Origin of the sequence: Marinomonas sp. S3726 (genome assembly GCF_000967665.1) — a bacterium.
Classification (GTDB): Bacteria; Pseudomonadota; Gammaproteobacteria; order Pseudomonadales; family Marinomonadaceae; genus Marinomonas.
Genome location: NZ_JXYC01000003.1, coordinates 1 through 19,984, shown reverse-complemented (window position 1 = coordinate 19,984; position 19,984 = coordinate 1). Strand labels below are relative to the sequence as shown.

The window sequence follows — 19,984 nt, the reverse complement described above, 5'->3', positions numbered from 1 at the left end:
AAATACAACCGAATTTATTGAGTAGTATTTATATGTACTTCTAACGTGTTAACGCTTTTACTAACTAATCCTTCATTTAAAAACAGTTTCTAAATACTCTTCAATCAAACTTTCCGAAGAGTGCTTTTCATCACCAGCTAAACAGCTTCTTAACCACATGCCATCGATTAAAGCAGCCAAAGTAGCAGCAATATGACGCGCTTCTTCAATTGCAAAATGCTGTCTTAAAGTGACAACCAAGATGCTATTAAGACGGCGTGCATAAACTTTTTGTAATCGGGCTAAGTTCTGCGTATGCATGGCTGATGCCCAAAAGCCTATCCAAGCCTTCATTGCTTGCGCGCTGGTTTGCGATTGGCTAAAACAAGTATTCGCTATTGCTATTACTTGTTCTTTACATGAAAAAGATTTTTTCGCATCTAATTGAGCATTTAAAATATCAAAAAACTCACGAATTAAACTTTTCATCGTTTCTTCTAAGAGGCCATTCTTACCGCCAAAGTAATGATTGATAATAGCAGGAGATACACCTGCTTTTTTACCTATCACACTCACGGTCGCTCCGGCAAAGCCTAATTCATCAATCGCTTCTATCGCAGCCTTGATTAATTGAGGCTTTCTAATCTCTGGCATTCCTACTTTAGGCATCAAATTACCTTTTTATTAAATGCGCGTTCAATAACCGCATACTAGGACGTAATGATTAAAAGGGTCAAGCTAATGACTCTTTGATGAAAAATAGATAAATAAAATATCTATTTGTTTTTATTAATTATTTTTATGATAACACATTTTTTATGAAGGGATTTTTTGTATTGGTCCATGTCGGTTTAGGATAAGTTGCTTAAATGTTCAACAAAACTTCTTTTTTAGTATGTGGTTCATTTCGAACAAGACATCACCTTTATTTCAAGGTTAAGTGAATTTATAACACTTGCTCAGAAACAAACAAGCCAGTAAATTGAATGACACTCTTCGCCATAAAACGAGGATCTATTATCCACACATTGTGGCGAGAGAAGTTATTCTCAGTTTTCTCAAAAATAAATTAACAAATCAAACTTTAACAAGCACCTAGGAAACTAATTTTTAACGATTGAACGCATCAACTTTCCGCGTACTAAATTTGTAAGGAAACCATCAATGTCAGACTTCCACTTGCAGGAAAACACCCTGATTAAAGCCAAAGATAGACACAATACCCATAGTATCAAGTGGGATAAATTCCCCAATGATGTTATTCCTATGTGGGTAGCGGATATGGACTTTGCTTCACCAGAACCTATTATCAAAGCCATTCAAGACCGAGTCAGCGATGGCGTCTTCGGCTATACAAGAGCTGACGCAGAGCTTGACCAAGCAATTATTGATAATGCAAAAAATAACTATCACTGGAATATTAAGGCGAATCAAATTGATTATCTACCAGGTCTAGTGTGCGCTCTACATGTGGCAGTTCGTGCTTTCACTCAAGAAGATGAAGGCGTTATTATCCCTGGTCCCGTTTATTTTCACTTAACTAAAGCTGCTGAGTTAGCTAATAGAAAAATACATTCTATTCCCATGCAGCTGCTAAATGATCGTTGGCTTCCTGATATGCAGGCGTTTGCTGACGCTTGTGCTGACTCTAAATCCAAACTTATATTGCTCTGTAACCCACATAACCCAGGTGGCACAGTATTTAGCCGTGATGAATTACTACAAATTCACGCCTTAGCAGAACAATATGACCTTACTGTTGTATCTGATGAAATTCATTGTGATTTGATTTTAGACGAAGACATTACCCACATTCCTTTTGCTAGCCTCAATCAAGATGCCGCTAGCCGAACCGTTACACTTATGGCTCCAAGCAAAACATACAATGTGGCAGGCCTTGGGCTTGCGTATTCCGTGACACAAAATTTAACGTTAAAAAATAAATTTAATCTCGCCCGTTCAGGGATAATGCCAGATCCAAATTTATTAGCTTTTAATGCAACTAAAGCAGCCTATACTCAGTGCCAAAATTGGCATCAGGACCTAATAAAATACCTAAGAAAAAACAGAGCCTTAATCCAACAAAGGCTAGCACCTACTCAATGTAAAATGGGTAAAATTGAAGCCACCTATTTAGCTTGGATAGATGTGTCACACCTTAATTTAGATAATGCTGAGGCATACTTTTTGAAGGCTGGAGTAGCTATTTCTGATGGTAAACAGTTTGGCAATCCGAACTTTATTCGCCTAAACTTTGGATGTTCCTATCAACAACTCGACCAAGCACTAACTAGGCTGCTGAAGGTAATGTAGATTCATAACATTACTTCTCTCTATCACATAATTTTGAGCTATGCCCTTAATTTAAAGGGCTTAGCGCCTATTATTTGAGGCCTTTAGCTATGTTATGTCGATAGAGAGGTTAGTATGCAAGCGCTCACATCCAGTTTAATGCTACAGGACTATCTCGAAAAACTGCCCATTCATGTAAAGGATGACTTTGAAGAAATCGTCTCATTGATGAGCTTAATCGCTCCTGATGCAACATTAAGTTTAAAATCAGGCATGCCTTTATTTGAAATTGACCACGAAGGGCTATTCGGATTAGCAGCAAGATCAGGTTATTTAAGCCTATACATCCCAGATTCAGAATTATTGAGTCACTTTGAAGAAAGGTTACAGCCCGCTCAAATGGGTAGCGACTGTTTCCATTTTGAAAACCTTGATAAGATGAATCTTAATGTAATTGCGGAACTTTTAAGTAGAGTAAAAAGTGATTTAGTTCATAAAATCCAGCATAAAAAAATTGATCTACATTAAATAATTACAAGAGTTAGATAGTAATTATTTCAATTTCTTAATTTAAGAAGCCGACTTAAGGTTTGATGTAAACACCATGACAGATTACGACTTTCGAGTACTGATTTTCCTATTGTGCTTTGCAAGTTTTTTATCCTGGCAAAGCATCAAACCTAAAGTCAAACTAGAGCAAATTGGGCGTCGCTGGCGTCATAATTTGTCTCTTTTTTTTATCGATATTTTTGTCGTAAGGTTAGCACAACCTATCCTTCTAGCGACTCTTGCCTTGTCCATAAATGACACTTCCTTTTTACGACTAGAGTTTTTTGCTGACAAGCCTATTGCCAGCCTTATTCTAGCCATATTACTTCTCGACCTAGCCATATATTGGCAGCATAGAGCCAGCCATACATTTCCATTACTCTGGCGAATTCATCAAGTACATCATACCGATCCACAAATAGATTTAACGACAGCCGTTCGCTTTCACCCAGCAGAAATTTTACTATCACTTGCTTATAAAGCTGCCATTATTTTTGTTTTCTCTATCCCTTTCGAAGCCGTCATTATTTTTGACGTTTTACTTAACTCTAGCGCTTTGTTCAACCACGCCAATGGCTATCTCCCGAAAAAACTCGATAAAGTCATCAGGTTTATTCTTGTTACGCCGGATATGCACCGTATTCATCACTCTCAATTGGCTAAAGAAGCAAACTCCAATTACAGTTTCTTCTTAAGTTTTTGGGACCGTCTCTTTAATTCCTATACGTCAGGTGATGAAAATACAGACCTCAACCTAAAAACGGGACACCCGCAATACGCTAGAAATTTCGAAAAGAACCCAGAAAAACTCACCTTATTGCTCTTAATAAAAATGCCTTTTTCATTAAAAAACAATAAAATAGAGAGACAAGAAACCAATTCATAAGGATGAAGTATGAGTATCGTTATGCTGGATGATATGCAAAGTAGAATTCTTGGTAGCCTAATGGAAAAACAGGTTACTACTCCTGATCAATATCCTTTATCTTTAAATGCCCTGACCAATGCTTGTAATCAAAAGTCTAATCGTGGCCCTGTTGTAAGCTACTCACAAGGTGAAGTTCAAACAGCTATAGACGCTTTAATAGAAGAAGCCTTAGTTGTCGATACGTCAGACTTCAATAGTCGAACAGCTAAGTTTCAACACAGGTTCTGTAATACTGAGTTCTCGGATAGACAATTTAGCGAACAAGAGTTTGCCATCATTTGTTTATTATTATTACGAGGTCCTCAGACACCTGGAGAGTTAAAATCACGAAGTGGACGTCTTTGCCAATTCTCTAACTCAGCAGAAGTTGAAAGTTGTTTACATACTTTATCAGATAAAAATGGTGTGACTTATGTTCAACAGTTAGCAAGAGAACCAGGCAAACGTGAATCACGTTTCATCCATTGTTTTAGTGAATATAAGCAAAGCACTAATACAGCTTATGTAAATGAAGCAAGTTCACAAGCACAAACAATGGATGCAGAAAAGCAAACCGGACTTGAAGAAAAAGTTCGCTACCTTGAAGACAAGGTTCTAGATTTAGAAAGTCGACTCGAGATACTTGAACAAGCCTTAAATTAATTCGAACAGCAGTAACAAATCGCATCACTCTTTATAAAGGTGTGTTGCGATATCGCATTAGGAGAAACTTATGAAAAATTTCCGTTGGGGCATTTTAGGTACTGGTAAAATCGCTCACCTCTTTGCTAGGGATTTCTCCTTCACTAAATCAGGAGAACTAAGAGCAGTGGCTTCTCGCAATAAGGATACTGCTGATGCGTTTGCGACAGAGTTTGATATCGAATTAGCCTTGCAAGATTACTATTCTTTAATTAATAGTGACGAAGTCGATGTTATCTATATTGCTGTGCCCCATGTTCATCATTACGAACTAACTAAGGCCTGTATTCTTGCCGGTAAAGCTGTACTGTGTGAAAAGCCTTTTGCTATGAATGAGTACCAAGCTCAAGAGCTATATGCCCTAGCCCAGAAGCACAAAGTGTTTGTAATGGAGGCTATGTGGACTCGCTTTAACCCTGTTATTGAACAAGTAATTGACTGGGTTGCTGATGAAGAGATTGGTCAGTTAAATAGCATTCAAGCAAGCCTATGCTTTGTTGCTCCAACAGACCCAGAACATAGGGTTAATAACCTAAAACTCGGTGGTGGTGCCTTACTCGATGTGGGAATTTACCCAGTCTTTTTAGCTCAACTATTCTGGGGTAAACCAGATTTTGTTCAAAACCAAGCCATCTTAAATGAAACCGATGTAGATGTGCTTAATCAAATGCTACTAGGTTGGGATAATGGTGCACTCGCCTCTCTAGAGTCTTCTATTATTTCCCACTCTCCGAATAGAGCGGTTCTATCAGGTAGTAAAGGCTATATTGAAATCGATACAGAGTGGCATAAAGCCAAGTCCTGCCGCTTGATTTCAAAAGACAATAATGAAAGAGCGGTGGCTTTTGATTTCCCAGGCATGGGCTATCAATTTGAAGTTGATGAAGTAAATCGCTGTTTAGAAGAAGAGCTCATTCAAAGCCCTAATTTCACTTGGCAGCATAGTCTAGACTTGGTTCAAACCTTGGATGAAATACGACAAGATATGGGAGTAAGGTACGAGCAAGACCCTGAAATCCATGATGAAAATATTGAGGAACATCATCACGAACACCACCACCATAAACATTAATAGTGCAAACTTTTAATCTAGATGCGATTTAAGCCCAGTTTTCCTGGGCTTTTTTATTTACAATAAATTAACGATCTAAGTTGAGTCGATATTGGGTACAAGCAAGATAACGCCTGTTAAAACAATAATGATTCTGTATGCTTTCTTGCTCAACAAACCCTTGCTTTTCCAGCACTCTAGCTGAAGCTGGATTATTACTCATTACCCAAGCAGTTAAGCTTTTAAGCCCTAACTGAGTCTTAGCAAGTTCAATCAAACTGGCTAGCGCAAAACTGGCAACACCTTTACCTATTGCAGACTCGGCCACACGATAGCCAACTTCTGCTGTCGAAACCTCATCATCAATATCTTTGATATTCGCCCTAGCAATCACCTCATCATCTTGAATTACTAAACAAGATAGTTTTTCTCCTGCATCATAGTCAGATACTAGGTCTCTAATATGAGCAAGCACCACAGGCCGTCGATAAAAATCATTGCCTCGCGAGGCAATCAAACTTTCAAAATAAAGACGATTCTCAAGCTCAAAATCCATCAAGGCTGTCAGGTGCTTCTCATTTAGCAACTCTAACTTCATTCTACCGCTCCTGCATAAAGACCTTGATAGTGTTCAACCACAGGAAAAGGGTCATAAAAGTGATGTAATAGTGACCTCCATTCTTGATACTCGGAAGACTCACGAAAACCTACTTGGTGATCTTCAAGGGTCTGCCAATTAACTAATAAAAGGTATCGATTAGGGTTTTCAATACATCGCTGTAATTGGTGAGAAAGATAACCAGGCATGCCAATAATAATGGTCTGAGCTTTAGCAAAAGCCAATTCAAAACTTTCACTTTGATCCGGTTTCACATCTAATATAGCCACTTCTAAAACTGGATTTTCTGACATTTTAGTCCCTCCTTGAGCAATAAGTAGAAATTTTATTCCCCAACAAACTTGAGATCACACTATGATAAAATGAGTGACTCAGCTTGCTCTTTAGCTAATACCAATTTTTGATTCTGCTTAATCTCTGCCCACGTCTTACCTGATTCTAAGCCAGAAATGCGCTCTTCATATTTATGGCAGGCTCGTGCCAATACTGAATCAATGCTAATACCTCTTTCTTGTTCGATCGCCTGTAAAACATTCAGATAATCCCATAGCACATCTGCTAATTCATCTTCCAAATAACAGTCTCGCTGCTTAGGCATTTCTTCAATAACTTCATCAACTTCTTTTTTAATTTCTTCTAAATAGGTCGAAGAGCCATTTGACCAAGTATTTCCCTGATCTAAAGCACTCTTTCGTTTTACTATTTTTATTAGTTTTTCAAAATCTTGCATTATGTCCTCATTAAGTCATAAGGCGAAATACGGCCTAGTATTCGCTTATCCATTCAGACAAAGAGTGAATACAGTTAACAGCAGACTTACTCACCCCAGAGAGTTGGAAGAAACCATGAATAACACCAGGATAGGTTTCACTTTTCACTTCCACACCCGAGACTTTTAAACGTTCAGATAAAAGCAAACCTTCATCCAATAAAGGATCATATTCTGCAGTTACTATATAAGTAGGAGGTAAGCCTTCAAACTTAGCACTCATTAAAACATTTAATTCAGAGTCTTGTTCATCATAATCAGCATCCCCCAAATAAAGCTCAAAACCAGAAAGCAGCATTTTGCTCGTAATTATGTAATCAGAGCCATTTGCAGCATAGCTAGGAGATAATCCTTTTGGGTCTAGCATAGGATAAATTAACGCTAATTTATTCGGTAACCAATCGGCCTTATTTTTCAAACGAAGCGCTGTAATAAGAGCAAGATGACCACCAGCACTATCACCCATAAAACTAATTTCATTTGCGCTTCCACCAATTCTTCGAGCATGCTCTTTAATCGCTAGAGAACCGAAATAAGCATCATCATGGGCTACTGGATAGATATGTTCCGGAGCTAAGCGATACTCAATGCAAACAAAAATACAGCCAGACTGATGCGCTAACTCCCTTAATTGCGGGTCGTGCGTTAAAAAACCACCGCTAACAAAACAGCCGCCATGAAAATAGATGCACAGCGGTAGATCCGTCCCATCTAGTGGCTGATAGATCTTCATATTAATCCCATTTAGCCTTATTTCATATTCAGCAAATAGCTGTGGCGCGGTACCAGCAAGAGAAGTGCTCGCTATATACCCAGCTCGCCTGTCTTTAATACTAAGCTCACTGGAGCAAGGCTTACCAGCACTAATAAAATCTTCAACCAAAGGGCGTATACCCTCTTCTAACTTATCTAACACATACCTTCCTTTAATTCTTACAAGTTTAACCTTTTCACTTTTTATTCAATAAGCTTGCTCATTGGCTAGGGTTTAAAATCAGGGCGAATTCTTGCCATTATCAAGAGGCTGGATAACCTACCATCTTTAAAAATACTAAAACGCTTTTCACCTTCTATTTCAAAACCAAGCTTTTGATAAAGCGCAATGGCTACAGCATTATCTGCATGTACTTCTAACTCAATTCGCACTAGGTTAAGCCAGTTATCCGCTTGGTTGAGTATCTCAACCAACATGGCTTTACCAATCCCTTTACCATGAGCATCAGGGTGCACCGCTATCATCAAAACACCAGAATGCTTCATGCGCATTTTATGTGACGTCATAATTGACACATGGCCTAGTATTTTTGCTGCAACTTCATCAGAGCCCAGTTCTGCAACTAGGTTGTAGCAATTCGGGCGCTCAAATAAACCATCAATTGTTTCAGAATTCAAATAAGGTAGTTGGGAGGTATTTTCCGTCACGCTGGTATGGCGATAGATGTCTCTTAATGCGGGTGCATCGACTTTTTCTAAATGTCGTATTTTGATATCCAAGTGATTTCCTTATGCTTAAAGTTAGTTCTCATATCCTTAACTAAGAATTCTACAGGCTTTTCTCTTCACCTCAATCATTAGCAAGGTGTCACATTCATTAGGCTAGGCTTCTTTAAATTCAGGCTGTGTAAAAGTGATCCCTTTGCGCTCGACACTCGTATAAAGATTAAAACCTATTAAAGTGTCAAATTACTTATGCTAACACCACAGTTAACCAACTCTTCTGTACCAATTACAGATATGCCGATTTTTCCTTTGCATGTCTTCCTATTACCAAAAGGAAGACAAAAGTTAAGAATCTTCGAGGCTAAGTACCTCACTATGGTAATGGCGTCATTAGAAAGTCGTGGCTTTGTGATTGCGTTTCCTAACCCTGTAAAAAATGACACAGAAGTACAAGAATCAAATACCCCAGTTTCTCATTGGGGGACCTTGGTAAAAGTAGTGGACTTTGATCAAGGAGATGATGGCGTTCTCTTGATTGATGTTGAAGGAGAGTTTTTAGTGAGCTTACAAAGCTTTCACTATCAAGATGATGGACTACTTTTAGGCGATTGCTTACCAAGACCACATTGGCCTACAAGCTCAATTTCAGAACCTGTGCCGCCGAAGCCAATATTAGTCGCCACACTGAAAGAGCTGTTTTATCAATATCAGGATTTAAACCTACTTTACCCAATTCCACACTTTGAAAGTGCTCACTGGGTTAATGCAAGACTGCTTGAAGTTTTACCTGTACCACATAAGGTCAAGGCACATTTTATACAACCAGACAGTTTGTCATCATTGACTACTTTTTTGACAACCTATATTCAAGGAAATAATTCATAAGAAAGTGAACCTTATTTTCATTGATTACGTATTAGACTATAAATGATCACTATGGCTGATTTAATATGCACACTAGCATAAAGACTTTTGGGAAATATAAGGACGATAGCATCGCTACCCCACCCCAATTATCAACAGAACTTTGTTGCTGGCTAAACTCAGTTGCAAAGCAAAGGGATAAAAAAGCCTTCACTGAGCTATTTAATTTCTTTGCGCCAAAAATAAAGCGATTTGGCATCAGTAAACTAAATAATGAAGCAATGGCGAATGAACTCGTTCAAGACACCATGTCATTAGTTTGGAAGAAAGCCCACCTTTTTGAAGCTAGTAAGGGCGCAGCCACTACATGGGTTTATACCCTAATGCGTAACACTTGCTTTGACACTCTCAGAAAAATGAAACACAAGGATAATATTTCCCTTTCAGATGATATATGGCCATCTGACTTAACAGAAGAGCTATCCGATGACTCTGAATTTAAAGATCATCTGCTTAATGAAAAAGTTTTGAGATGTATCGACTCTTTGCCTCTTGCTCAACAGTCCATCATTAAAGGGGTTTATTACCAAGAACTCACCCAAGAACAAATAGCCAAACAATTGGGTATTCCTTTAGGCACGGTAAAATCACGCCTGCGACTTGCACTTTCAAAATTAAAACAGCAAATGGGAGATAGAGACCATGATTAAACAACACCCTACTCAAGCTGTTTTACGCGCCTTTATCCAAGGGGATCTTGACCCATCTATTGCCATCATAGTGTCTAGCCACATTGAAATGTGTGAACAGTGCCAAAGAGAGGTTAATCAACTAACAGAAATAGCCGCTGAAAAAGCCTTTGAGCAAGACATAATGGACAGTTTTGATCCATGCACTCATCAAGCATTCGACTCTAGCTTATCTAAAAATATGATTGATGAAATAATGTCGCTACCTCTCGATGAGAGCATGATTGAAGAAAGCGTCCCGAACCAAGAAATGTATGAAGATATAGAGCCCGCTCATTCCGAACAAAATCAAAAGATCATTAGCCACAAAGACGGTCATTTACCTCTTCCCAGAGCGCTAAGTTCTTTAGATGCAGCACCGTGGCAGGGGGTTGGTAAAGTTTCACGAACTCGCTTTCAATTCAATGATGATGAAAGGCGTTTAAGTCTTCTCAAAATAGATAAAGGCGGGCAAATTCCCCAGCATACTCATACTGGTATAGAAATCACTCTCTTATTAGAAGGTAGTTTTGAAGACGATATGGGCACATATCAAAAGGGAGATTTCATCTGGTTAGATAAAGCACATACCCATTCACCTATTACGCAAGATGGCTGCATATGTTTAACCCTAGTCAGTGATGCTCTTCACTTTACTCAGGGCTTTTCTAAATTGCTTAACCCCCTAGGAAAACTCATTTACTAGGGAGCCTGCGAATAAGTCCTCCCGCCTCAGCGTGTGGATAAAAGTCTCTAGATTTTTGGCGAGGGGCGTAACTTAATAGTTATTCTATTGATAAGACCCTCAACTTAAAGATAGGGCTTTTAGACCAGGCCCTTAGGGTCTTTCAGAAAAAGCGCTACTCTGTGTTGTCCCTTCTCAAAAGGTACCTAGATTACATCAAAGTGATGCCTTGCTTAACGCTTTTTCTGAAAAGACTGAGAAAAGGTGATTTAATCGCAGATTCCCTAGCTTTTCATGCATTTCTAATAAAATTAACTAACCTTAATTAAAACAAGGTATTAAAAGCAAAATAAACAAAAGAGAAGAATAAAAGCTTCTCTTTTTTTATGCCTGAGTATCAGCTTTCTTCGATATTAATCAGGCTTTTTCATCACCAATACTAAAAACTAATTTTAAACAATTGTGATCTAAAACCCATTCGCTAGCGTATTGGTAATTAATGAGTTTATAAGCGTAAACATTAAAAGGCATAAATCATGGCAAACACCTTATGGTTAGATAACTTTATTACAACCTACAGCAAGTTAGGTGTAGATAATTTACATCTACTTAAAGAGATCTATCACCAAGATGTTCAATTTGTTGACCCTATGCACAAGCTAAAAGGTCTAGACACTTTGCTTAATTATTTTGATGAACTCTATACCCAAGTGAGCCATTGTCAGTTTGTTGTCGAAGAAGTATTAGAGGCTGACAGTGAAGCGGCTATTTATTGGACCATGACCTTTTGTCATAAAAAATTAAATAAACAGCAGCCAATTAAAGTGCAAGGACATTCCCACATAAAAAGCCAAGATGACAAGGTTATCTTCCATCGTGACTATCTAGATCTTGGTGCCATGCTTTATGAACAAATTCCGCTTTTAGGGGCACTTATTAAAAGTATTAAGTCTAGAGCGAGCCAAGCATGAGAATCATGATAACAGGCGCCACTTCAGGTATTGGATACCAATTGGCTATGGCCTATGCAGAAAAAGGGCACCAAGTGATTGCATGCGGTCGCAATCAAGCCAGATTAGAAGAATTAGTATCGCAAAGTGTCAATATCACCAGTCTTTGTTTTGACCTAACTCAGTATCAGAATTACCCAGATTTAAAAGAGTCATTAGATATACTTATTTTTAATGCGGGTGATTGTGAATACATAGACGACAGCCTAAATTTTGATGCAAAAATGTTTGAGCGAGTCATTAAAATCAATCTAATTTCTGTCGCATATGGTTTAGAGAAATGGCTTAAACATATCAATAAAAAAGGACGACTGGTCCTCGTTAGTTCAAGTGCCGCACTTTTACCTCTACCAAGAGCAGAAGCCTATGGCACATCTAAAGCAGGGTTAACCTATTTAAGTAAAACACTGGCGATATCTTTAAAAGAGCATGAGATTAATGTCACCACAGTACACCCAGGTTTTGTAGATACTCCTCTGACTCAAAAAAACAATTTCCCCATGCCAATGCTTATTAATAGTAAAGATGCTGCGAGCAAAATCATACGAGGAATTGATAAAGAAAAATCAGAAATCAACTTCCCTACTGTCTTCGTACTTTTAATGAAGTGCTTTAGCTTTCTACCTCTTTCAATTTGGCAACGGCTCGCCTCAAGGATGGTTTAAAAATGAAGAATATTGCCATTATAGGTTCAGGTATATCAGGACTAACTTGTGCTCACTTACTCGATCCAGAGCACAATGTCACAGTGTATGAAAAAAACCATTATGTAGGTGGTCACACGGCAACAATAGACATAGAACATAAGGGTGAAAAGCTAGCGATTGATACAGGTTTTATTGTGTTCAATAACAGAACCTATCCCAATTTCATAAGGTTGCTCGACAAACTGGGAGTTAATAAACAAGAAACTGAAATGAGCTTTAGCGTTCATAACCCAAAATCAGGTTTTGAATACAATGGACACACTATCAATACCCTGTTCGCTCAAAGAAGAAACCTATTAAAACCTAGATTTTGGAAACTCATTTTTGAAATTGTTAAATTCAATAGGCTTTGTAAAAAAGCCTTTCATGAAAATAATTTTAGCCAAGCCAAGACTTTAGGCGATTTCCTAGCTAAACAAGGTTTCTCTAGCTTCTTTGCTGAACATTACATTTTACCCATGGGCGCTGCAATCTGGTCCACAAGCTTACAAGAGACGGAGGCGTTCGAGCTTAAATTCTTTATTCAGTTTTTCTTCCATCATGGGTTACTCAATATCGTCGATCGTCCCCAATGGTATGTTGTTGAAGGTGGGTCACGGAGTTATGTAAGTAAAATCACAGATAAGCTTAACCAAGCAATTCAGTTAAACTCGGACATTAGACAAGTCACACGTCAAGCTGATGGCGTACATCTATTATTTGCTAATGGTGATGAAAAAATCTTTGATGAGGTCATTTTTTCCTGCCATTCAAACCAAGCCTTACAATTACTCGGTGATGCAAGCCTCGATGAAAAGGCAATTTTGGCGGGCATTCCTTATAGCCCCAACCAAGTCACACTACATACTGACACTAAACTTCTACCTAAACGGAAACTTGCTTGGGCAAGTTGGAATTACAGATTAGATAAAGCATCGGATCACCCAGCTTGTGTGACTTATATTATGAACATTTTGCAAGGTATCAAAAATGATTCGACCTTTTGTGTAACCCTCAATCAAGATGCGGCAATAGACCCAGATAAGATTATTCAGTCCTTTACTTATCATCATCCAGTTTTAAATACCCAAAGCGTGAGTGCACAAAACAAAAGGCATCTTATTTGCGGTAAAAACAACACTCACTTTGTTGGCGCCTATTGGTACAACGGCTTTCATGAGGATGGTGTAAAAAGCGCTCTTGACGTAACAAAACGATTTGGAGCAGGGTTATGACAGGTTTAAGCGCTCCACAATCCCCGATTTCACTCAAGAGTGGCATCTACTCTGGCAGCGTTAGGCACAGACGTTACGCCAAGGTGTTTCACCAGTTTAGCTATCGTATTTATATGATGGGTCTAGATTTAGATGAGCTAGAGCACACGAATAAATTAAGCAAACTCTTTGGCAGCCGTTGGTTTAATCCGATTCGCTTTCAACAAGCTGATTATATCAAGTCTGAAAGCGGAGATTTAAAGCAAAGAGTTCAAAGTAAAATCATCAAACTTGGTGGTCATTGGAAGCACACTAACCGTGTCATGATGCTAGCCCAATGTCGCTGTCTTGGGCTCTATTTCAGCCCAATTAACTTCTACTTTTGCTACAACGAAGACGGTGAATGCCAATACATGTTAGCCGAGGTTAGCAATACCCCATGGCGAGAAAGACACTATTACCTCATCCCCATAGGACAAGAAGTAAAAGTTAAAAAAGACTTTCATGTGTCTCCCTTTATGGAAATGGATATGGATTACCATTGGCAAATTACCCCACCTGAACACAAAGCCATAGTACATATAGAGAACCATCAAACTAGCAAGGTTTTTGATGCGACTCTTACCTTAAAAAAACAAACGTTGGATGCAAAACAACTAAGAGCAACCTTAGTGTCATTACCTTCTATGACACTCAAAATTCTGCTCAGCATTTATTGGCAGGCCCTAAAACTCTTAGTTAAACGTGTGCCTTTTGTCTCTCACCCAGACTCCAGCTCTAACACCTAATTTATTGATTATGATGAGAGGTTTTCCATGGAAAATATTGTGAAACAAAGACAGCAGTTTAAGCAAAATCACATCAATTCGACTGACGTTGGCGGTAAAGTTTCTCAAAGTCGTCGCATTATTTTTGCTCTACTCAGCCAACTTAAAGATGCTCAGCTTGAGTTGATTGAAGCGCATGAGAGTTATTTTTTTGGTGATGAAAATACGGATCTCAAAGGGCAAATAGTCATTCATGATTTAAGTTTTTATATAGATGTTTTAGCAAATGGCAGCATAGGTGCAGCAGAGGCTTTTCTTGACTCTAAATGGACCAGCCCAGATCTGACTAAAGTCATACAAGTCATGGCAAGAAACTCTATAGAGCTAGATAAGATCGAAAGAAATATGAGATGGTTATCTAAGTTAAAAAACCTCTTTTTAAGACGTAAAAACATCAACTCAGAGCAAGGCTCTAAACGTAATATTCTTGCCCACTATGATATTGGTAATGATTTATACCAAGGCTTTCTAGATACTTCTATGCAGTACTCCTCTGCCATCTACAATGATAAAGCACAAAACCTAAGCCAAGCCCAAATAAACAAAATGAAAACCATTTGCGAGCGGCTTAGTTTGACTGCGAAGGACCATGTTATAGAAGTTGGCACTGGCTGGGGCGGTTTAGCGATTTATATGGCTCAAAATTATGGCTGTAAGGTCACAACCACGACTATTTCAGATGCTCAGTTTGACTATGCGCAAAAACAAGTTAATGAACTTGGCCTAGAAGATAAAATCACCCTTCTCAAACAAGATTACAGAAAGCTTTCGGGCCAGTATGACAAGTTAGTATCTATCGAGATGATTGAAGCCGTAGGGCATGAGTTTCTTCCTACTTTCTTTTCTACCTGCTCAAACCTACTTAAGCCAAGCGGCAAGATGCTCATTCAGTCCATCACCATTGCCGATACTCGATATGAACAATACCGCAAGGGTGTGGACTTTATTCAAAAGTATATTTTCCCTGGTGGTTGCTTACCTTCCATTGCAGAAATGTCCCGTCATTTTGAAAAAAGTACCGATATGGTGATACATCAAATTAATGATATTGGCTTGCACTATGCTCGCACCTTGGACGACTGGAAACAGGCTTTCGAGAAGGAATGGGAGCAACTTAAACAGTTAGGTTATAACGAAGAGTTCAAACGCCTTTGGTTATTTTACTTTAGCTATTGTGAAGGCGCTTTTTTAGAACGTGTTATCAGCACGCATCATATAGTTGCAAGAAAGCCAAGATATCAAGGTGCAGAAGATGAAATGGTTTTGGCTTATTAATTTAGGGCTCTTTCAAGCAAGTTGGCTAGTGGCAGCTTTTTTTACTCAATATGCTGCCCCTATTATCTTCGCTTTTATTTGTTTTAATTTTTACTTATCACCGAGCCCAAAAGACGATTTTAAACTGCTTGCTCTCATTGGCGTTGGGATTTGTATTGATAGCTTGCACTTTTATCTTGGCACCTTTAAAGCCGATACTCGCTTTTTTCCTATTTGGTTAATCATGCTATGGGCCATGTTCAGTATCAGTTTTAACCACAGTTTCAATTGGTTTACCAAGCAAGCTTATTGGCTTCTAGCCTTAGTTGGTGCAGTTGGAGGCACTTTAAGTTATTGGGGAGGCATAAAGGCTGGAGCATTAAGCAATAGCGATTTATCAACCAGCGCAAGTTTAATCTATTTAGCTTTAAGTTGGGCCATCGTCTTTCCTCTGCTAGTTAAAGTATATAGACAGCTTGTCCCCTCTGATTTCTATCAAGTTAGGTGATATATGAAATACTGGTTAATGATTTTTTTCGTCAGTTCACAGGCATATGCCACCCCCATAGAGCACCTAACAAAATTAGGTGAAGGAGAGATGAGTTACTTATTTTGGACCTTGTATCAAGCAGAGCTCTATGGCACGAACCAGCAAGTGGACTTAAACAATCAAGATGAGCTCGCCCTGAAAATTATCTATCAAAAGACAATTTCAAGTAAGGCGTTAGTCGATGCCACCAAGGATCAATGGCAGGAGCTTAACTACACCAATGAAGAGATAGACAAATGGCTAAAGCATTTAACAAGTTTTTTTCCAGACGTACAGAAAAAAGACAGTTTACTGCTTAAGTTAGATTCACAAGGACAAAGTCAGTTTTATTTTAACCTTGAGCCACTTGGAGTGATTCAAGACCCAACATTTGGTCCTGCCTTTTTGGCTATTTGGTTATCAGAAAACACCTCAGAACCCAAATTAAGAAAACAGCTATTAGGGCTCTCACAATGACTTCTCATTCGATAAATGCTTAAAAAGGCGAATAACTAACCCATGACGAAATTAATCAAAATAATCACGCTTATTTTTATCAGCCTATCCATCATGGCTTGTAGTTCACCTAGTTTAGATAAGCATTTAGGAAGTACACCTGAACTCAAACTAGAAACGTTTTTTCAAGGTGAGCTTGTTGCCTATGGCATGGTATTAGATCGCTCAGGCAACTTGCTAAGGCGTTTCAACGTAAAAATGATGGCTGATTGGCAAGGCAATAAAGGAGAAATTAAAGAATGGTTTGAATTCGATGATGGAGAGAAGTCCATCAGAATATGGCAACTAGAAAAAGTAGGAAACAATAACTACATAGGACAAGCTGCAGATGTTATTGGTATAGCAAAAGGCCGAACTCAAGGCTCTGCATTATATTGGCAGTATGATCTTGAGATTGAGGTAGAAGGCGAAAACTATACTGTCACACTTGATGATTGGATGTTTTTACTGGATCAAGATCGACTCTTTAATAAGACAGACATGACTAAATTTGGTTTCAAGGTGGGAGAAATCATTATCTACATTGAAAAGCTTTAATTGTGAAAGTGAATGACTCTGAAGCTTACTCACCTAATCTAGCACAAAGATAAAAGCCCGCCTTCTGAGTTAGGCCTTTATTATCTCGCATTATTTTTTGAAATGACTAAGCAAAAAATCCTCGCGCTAAATGTCTCAAACCACTTTTTTGTATGAGGTAACATATTTCTAACCTTATTAAATAAGACAGTTTTAGCAGAGTAGAAATATGATGAACAAAGTAACAACAGATAATACCCCAATAGATTTTCAAAAAGTCAGTAATGCATTAGATAAAGCCAAAATTCCCTCTCTTGCTAAAGCATCTATTCGAGAACTCGTTGCATTAGTTAATACAATTGAGTCAGATACAGGTGAAAAGTACATTCGTATGGAAATGGGAGTACCAGGATTACCTGCACCTAGCATAGGGATTGAAGGAGAGATTAAAGCACTGGAGTCTGGTGTGGCCTCAAAATACCCCATGCTTGAAGGCATACCTCAACTTAAGCAGGAGATCAGTCGCTTCTGTGAGTTGTTTATGAATATCAAAGTAAGCCCTATTGGTTGTTTTCCCACTGTTGGTGCGGCACAAGGCGCACTAGCCTCTTTCCTAGTAGGTAATCGAACTAAAGAAAAAGGTGCGACCCTCTTTATTGATCCAGGATTTCCTAATCAAAAGCGTCAACTAGAAATGATAGGACAAACATGGGGGAGCTTCGATGTTTACAACCACAGAGGAGATGCACTTGGAACAGAACTAGAAAGGCACTTAGCCAGTGGCCAATACACAACACTTCTTTACTCTAATCCTAATAACCCTGCTTGGATTTGCTTTAACGAAGAAGAGTTAAAGACGATAGCAACTTTAGCTAAAAAGTATGATGTGATTGTGATAGAAGATCTTGCTTATTTTGGTATGGACTACAGAGAAGATTATAGCATTCCAGGTGAGGGGCCTTATCAGCCAAGTATTGCTCATTATACGGATGAATACATCTTACTGATTTCAAGTTCAAAGGTATTTAGCTATGCCGGACAAAGAATCGCTAACCTTGTTATTTCTGATGCGCTGTTTGAACGCCAGTATCCAGCACTCAATACAAACTTCACCCATGATCAATTTGGTAAAGCCATAATTTTTGGAGCCTTAGCGGGCTTATCTGCAGGTGTAACGCACTCAACACAATATGGCTTAAGTGCTATGTTAAAAGCATCAAACGATGGCCAGCTACCTTTTTTAAACCTAACTAAGGTATATCAAGATAGAGCAGCGAAAATGAAAGCCTTATTCATTAAATATGGTTTTGAAATTGTCTACGCTGAAGACAATGGGACACCACTCAGTGATGGTTTCTATTTTACCTTCTTTCATCCAAATCTAGATGGTGACGCCCTACTAACTAACCTGCTTTATCATGGTATCAGTGCTATCTCTTTGAATAATACAGGTTCAGAACAGATAAAGGGTGCAAGAGCTTGTGTCTCACAAGTACAGGATGAACAGCTAGAAGACCTTGAGGCACGCCTAAAAGCTTTCCATACTAGGTTTAAATAGCTCATCAAGCTGCTCAAAGATACAGATTAAGATGAGTCTCTTAATCTGTATCTCTCAAGATTAGAAGCGGTATCCAAGTGAAAGAGAGGTATTAATTACCTCGTGATCAGCAGTTAAATTGGAAGGTTCAATCCCCATTTTGATATAAGAAAGATCCAGCCCTAAGCTAACCTTATCATCTAGAGTATATTCAAGACCTAAACCATAATAAGGGTCCATACCATCATCATCAAAAGTCCAGATATTAGTTGAAGAAGTAAAAGCTTCTACTGTGTCTAACTTCCAAAAAGAAATACCATCTCTTGCTGATAGCTTTAACTTTTCATTGATAGGAAGAAAACCTTGTATACCAAAACTTTTAACAGAAGATTGTGTTCTAATCGACACCGCTGATGTTTTATAACTGGCACTTCCGTAATCAACATAAGATACATCTAATAAAAAGTTATCATTCATAAAATAAGAGAATCTAATGCCTTTTGAGGTACTATCTCCTTCCTTAGTATCTTCACCTACTACATTTGTAGCTTGGTTAGCACTACCAAGAAGAGCTTCTATACTAAAATTTTCTGACGCATAAGTAGGAAAAACATAGGCATTGGCTAATAAAATTACACTTACTAATTTCTTTTTCATCTTCTAACTCATTTACGAATAAACTGAAGATACTAACCAAGTCACTCAGATAGAAAAACTAGCATAAATGAAAAACAAAGTTTCATTTATGCAAACAAATTCAAAGCGATAAATCCTCCATTTACGTTTCAAAATAGGAAGCGGGATGGAATCATTAACAACCCAGTGGTTATCAAGAAACGTTAACCACGAGATCTACTCTAGTATTAAAATGTCGTTTAGAGGGGCACCTTAGCTCTAACGCCAGCAGAGCTGACGAGTATGCATTCCCACGAAGGACCATGGGAACGAGAGATAGGTTGCTTATGATGTGTCTTTCGATAAATTTCAGACAAAAAAAAACCAGTCACTTGGACTGGTTTTTTATAATTCAATCTTGATAACGACCTACTCTCACATGGGACCTCCCACACTACCATCGGCGATGTCACTTTTCACTTCTGAGTTCGGGATGGGATCAGGTGGTTCAACGACTCTATGATTATCAAGAAATTCTGTTTATAGGATTAGATGATGATCTAACACTATGAATTCATTTATGAAGTAAAAGTAATCGGCGATGACACTTTTCACTTCTTGCTCTTTTTTAGAGAAGTGAGATGGAATCAGGTGATTCAATCTCTCTTTTCTTTTCAAGAAAACTGTTTTGAGGC

At 38.4% G+C, this 19,984-nt stretch carries 24 protein-coding genes and 1 rRNA gene; 17 read left to right on the top strand and 8 right to left on the bottom strand.

From position 1 onward, the window contains the following. Positions 1 to 72: 72 nt before the first annotated feature. Positions 73 to 648, bottom strand: a complete 576-nt coding sequence (gene betI, locus TW85_RS00365) for a transcriptional regulator BetI (RefSeq protein ID WP_046015098.1) — start codon at positions 646 to 648, stop codon at positions 73 to 75. 495 nt (positions 649 to 1,143) lie between these two features. Here betI and TW85_RS00360 point away from each other — a divergent pair, with 495 nt between their 5' ends. The 5 genes from TW85_RS00360 to TW85_RS00340 all read left to right on the top strand — a co-directional run bounded on the left by TW85_RS00360 (position 1,144) and on the right by TW85_RS00340 (position 5,501). Then, positions 1,144 to 2,292: a PatB family C-S lyase gene (locus TW85_RS00360; RefSeq protein ID WP_046015097.1), complete on the top strand. Its 1,149-nt coding sequence runs from the start codon at positions 1,144 to 1,146 to the stop codon at positions 2,290 to 2,292. A gap of 114 nt (positions 2,293 to 2,406) precedes the next feature. Further along, on the top strand, positions 2,407 to 2,799 hold the full coding sequence (locus tag TW85_RS00355; protein ID WP_046015096.1) for a DUF1801 domain-containing protein: 393 nt from the start codon (positions 2,407 to 2,409) through the stop codon (positions 2,797 to 2,799). A gap of 76 nt (positions 2,800 to 2,875) precedes the next feature. Then, complete coding sequence (locus TW85_RS00350) at positions 2,876 to 3,706, top strand: sterol desaturase family protein (protein WP_052701742.1); 831 nt, start codon at positions 2,876 to 2,878, stop codon at positions 3,704 to 3,706. Between the two features lie 9 nt (positions 3,707 to 3,715). Beyond that, complete coding sequence (locus TW85_RS00345; RefSeq protein WP_046015095.1) at positions 3,716 to 4,390, top strand: YceH family protein; 675 nt, start codon at positions 3,716 to 3,718, stop codon at positions 4,388 to 4,390. 70 nt (positions 4,391 to 4,460) lie between these two features. Further along, a complete protein-coding gene (locus TW85_RS00340; RefSeq protein WP_046015094.1) occupies positions 4,461 to 5,501 on the top strand; it encodes a Gfo/Idh/MocA family oxidoreductase in 1,041 nt (346 codons plus the stop codon). Positions 5,502 to 5,568: 67 nt separating this feature from the next. On the opposite strand, the gene TW85_RS00335 is transcribed toward TW85_RS00340, so the two are convergent. The 5 genes from TW85_RS00335 to TW85_RS00315 all read right to left on the bottom strand — a co-directional run bounded on the left by TW85_RS00335 (position 5,569) and on the right by TW85_RS00315 (position 8,362). Further along, entirely contained in the window at positions 5,569 to 6,078 is a 510-nt protein-coding gene (locus TW85_RS00335) for a GNAT family N-acetyltransferase (RefSeq protein ID WP_046015093.1), read from the bottom strand. Continuing rightward, positions 6,075 to 6,392 (bottom strand): antibiotic biosynthesis monooxygenase, encoded by a 318-nt coding sequence (locus TW85_RS00330; RefSeq protein WP_046015092.1) that lies wholly within the window; start codon positions 6,390 to 6,392, stop codon positions 6,075 to 6,077. The genes TW85_RS00335 and TW85_RS00330 overlap by 4 nt, the downstream gene beginning before the upstream one ends. Before the next feature lie 59 nt (positions 6,393 to 6,451). Next, the gene (locus tag TW85_RS00325; RefSeq protein ID WP_046015091.1) at positions 6,452 to 6,829 is read right to left on the bottom strand and encodes a MazG nucleotide pyrophosphohydrolase domain-containing protein; all 378 of its coding nucleotides are present in this window, start codon (positions 6,827 to 6,829) and stop codon (positions 6,452 to 6,454) included. 34 nt (positions 6,830 to 6,863) lie between these two features. Beyond that, complete coding sequence (locus TW85_RS00320; RefSeq protein WP_046015090.1) at positions 6,864 to 7,784, bottom strand: alpha/beta hydrolase; 921 nt, start codon at positions 7,782 to 7,784, stop codon at positions 6,864 to 6,866. Positions 7,785 to 7,849: 65 nt separating this feature from the next. Further along, entirely contained in the window at positions 7,850 to 8,362 is a 513-nt protein-coding gene (locus TW85_RS00315; protein ID WP_046015089.1) for a GNAT family N-acetyltransferase, read from the bottom strand. 195 nt (positions 8,363 to 8,557) lie between these two features. Between TW85_RS00315 and TW85_RS00310 the strand changes: the two genes are divergently transcribed. The 12 genes from TW85_RS00310 to TW85_RS00255 all read left to right on the top strand — a co-directional run bounded on the left by TW85_RS00310 (position 8,558) and on the right by TW85_RS00255 (position 18,695). Next, positions 8,558 to 9,193, top strand: a complete 636-nt coding sequence (locus TW85_RS00310) for an LON peptidase substrate-binding domain-containing protein (RefSeq protein ID WP_046015088.1) — start codon at positions 8,558 to 8,560, stop codon at positions 9,191 to 9,193. A gap of 65 nt (positions 9,194 to 9,258) precedes the next feature. Continuing rightward, positions 9,259 to 9,882, top strand: a complete 624-nt coding sequence (locus TW85_RS00305) for a sigma-70 family RNA polymerase sigma factor (protein ID WP_046015087.1) — start codon at positions 9,259 to 9,261, stop codon at positions 9,880 to 9,882. Continuing rightward, a complete protein-coding gene (locus TW85_RS00300) occupies positions 9,875 to 10,606 on the top strand; it encodes a ChrR family anti-sigma-E factor (RefSeq protein ID WP_046015086.1) in 732 nt (243 codons plus the stop codon). The genes TW85_RS00305 and TW85_RS00300 overlap by 8 nt, the downstream gene beginning before the upstream one ends. Before the next feature lie 515 nt (positions 10,607 to 11,121). Further along, complete coding sequence (locus TW85_RS00295) at positions 11,122 to 11,556, top strand: nuclear transport factor 2 family protein (protein WP_046015085.1); 435 nt, start codon at positions 11,122 to 11,124, stop codon at positions 11,554 to 11,556. Then, positions 11,553 to 12,260: an SDR family NAD(P)-dependent oxidoreductase gene (locus TW85_RS00290; protein WP_046015084.1), complete on the top strand. Its 708-nt coding sequence runs from the start codon at positions 11,553 to 11,555 to the stop codon at positions 12,258 to 12,260. The genes TW85_RS00295 and TW85_RS00290 overlap by 4 nt, the downstream gene beginning before the upstream one ends. Before the next feature lie 2 nt (positions 12,261 to 12,262). Next, complete coding sequence (locus TW85_RS00285) at positions 12,263 to 13,516, top strand: FAD-dependent oxidoreductase (protein ID WP_046015083.1); 1,254 nt, start codon at positions 12,263 to 12,265, stop codon at positions 13,514 to 13,516. After that, on the top strand, positions 13,513 to 14,283 hold the full coding sequence (locus TW85_RS00280) for a DUF1365 domain-containing protein (RefSeq protein WP_202904815.1): 771 nt from the start codon (positions 13,513 to 13,515) through the stop codon (positions 14,281 to 14,283). Before TW85_RS00285 ends, TW85_RS00280 begins: the two co-directional genes overlap by 4 nt. A gap of 27 nt (positions 14,284 to 14,310) precedes the next feature. Beyond that, positions 14,311 to 15,597, top strand: coding sequence for a cyclopropane-fatty-acyl-phospholipid synthase family protein (locus TW85_RS00275; protein ID WP_046015082.1), 1,287 nt, complete (start codon positions 14,311 to 14,313; stop codon positions 15,595 to 15,597). After that, complete coding sequence (locus TW85_RS00270; protein WP_046015081.1) at positions 15,575 to 16,084, top strand: DUF2878 domain-containing protein; 510 nt, start codon at positions 15,575 to 15,577, stop codon at positions 16,082 to 16,084. Before TW85_RS00275 ends, TW85_RS00270 begins: the two co-directional genes overlap by 23 nt. Positions 16,085 to 16,087: 3 nt before the next feature. After that, positions 16,088 to 16,582 carry a chalcone isomerase family protein gene (locus TW85_RS00265; RefSeq protein WP_046015080.1) on the top strand — a complete coding sequence of 165 codons (495 nt, stop codon included), beginning with the start codon at positions 16,088 to 16,090 and terminating at the stop codon, positions 16,580 to 16,582. A gap of 42 nt (positions 16,583 to 16,624) precedes the next feature. After that, entirely contained in the window at positions 16,625 to 17,158 is a 534-nt protein-coding gene (locus TW85_RS00260) for a DUF3833 domain-containing protein (protein ID WP_046015079.1), read from the top strand. Between the two features lie 208 nt (positions 17,159 to 17,366). Continuing rightward, complete coding sequence (locus TW85_RS00255) at positions 17,367 to 18,695, top strand: pyridoxal phosphate-dependent aminotransferase (RefSeq protein WP_046015078.1); 1,329 nt, start codon at positions 17,367 to 17,369, stop codon at positions 18,693 to 18,695. A 60-nt stretch (positions 18,696 to 18,755) separates the two neighbouring features. Here the strand turns inward: TW85_RS00255 and TW85_RS00250 are convergent, their stop codons facing one another. Beyond that, the gene (locus tag TW85_RS00250; RefSeq protein ID WP_046015077.1) at positions 18,756 to 19,331 is read right to left on the bottom strand and encodes an outer membrane beta-barrel protein; all 576 of its coding nucleotides are present in this window, start codon (positions 19,329 to 19,331) and stop codon (positions 18,756 to 18,758) included. Positions 19,332 to 19,705: 374 nt separating this feature from the next. Further along, positions 19,706 to 19,820 (bottom strand): 5S ribosomal RNA (gene rrf / locus TW85_RS00245). Between the last annotated feature and the right edge of the window lie 164 nt (positions 19,821 to 19,984).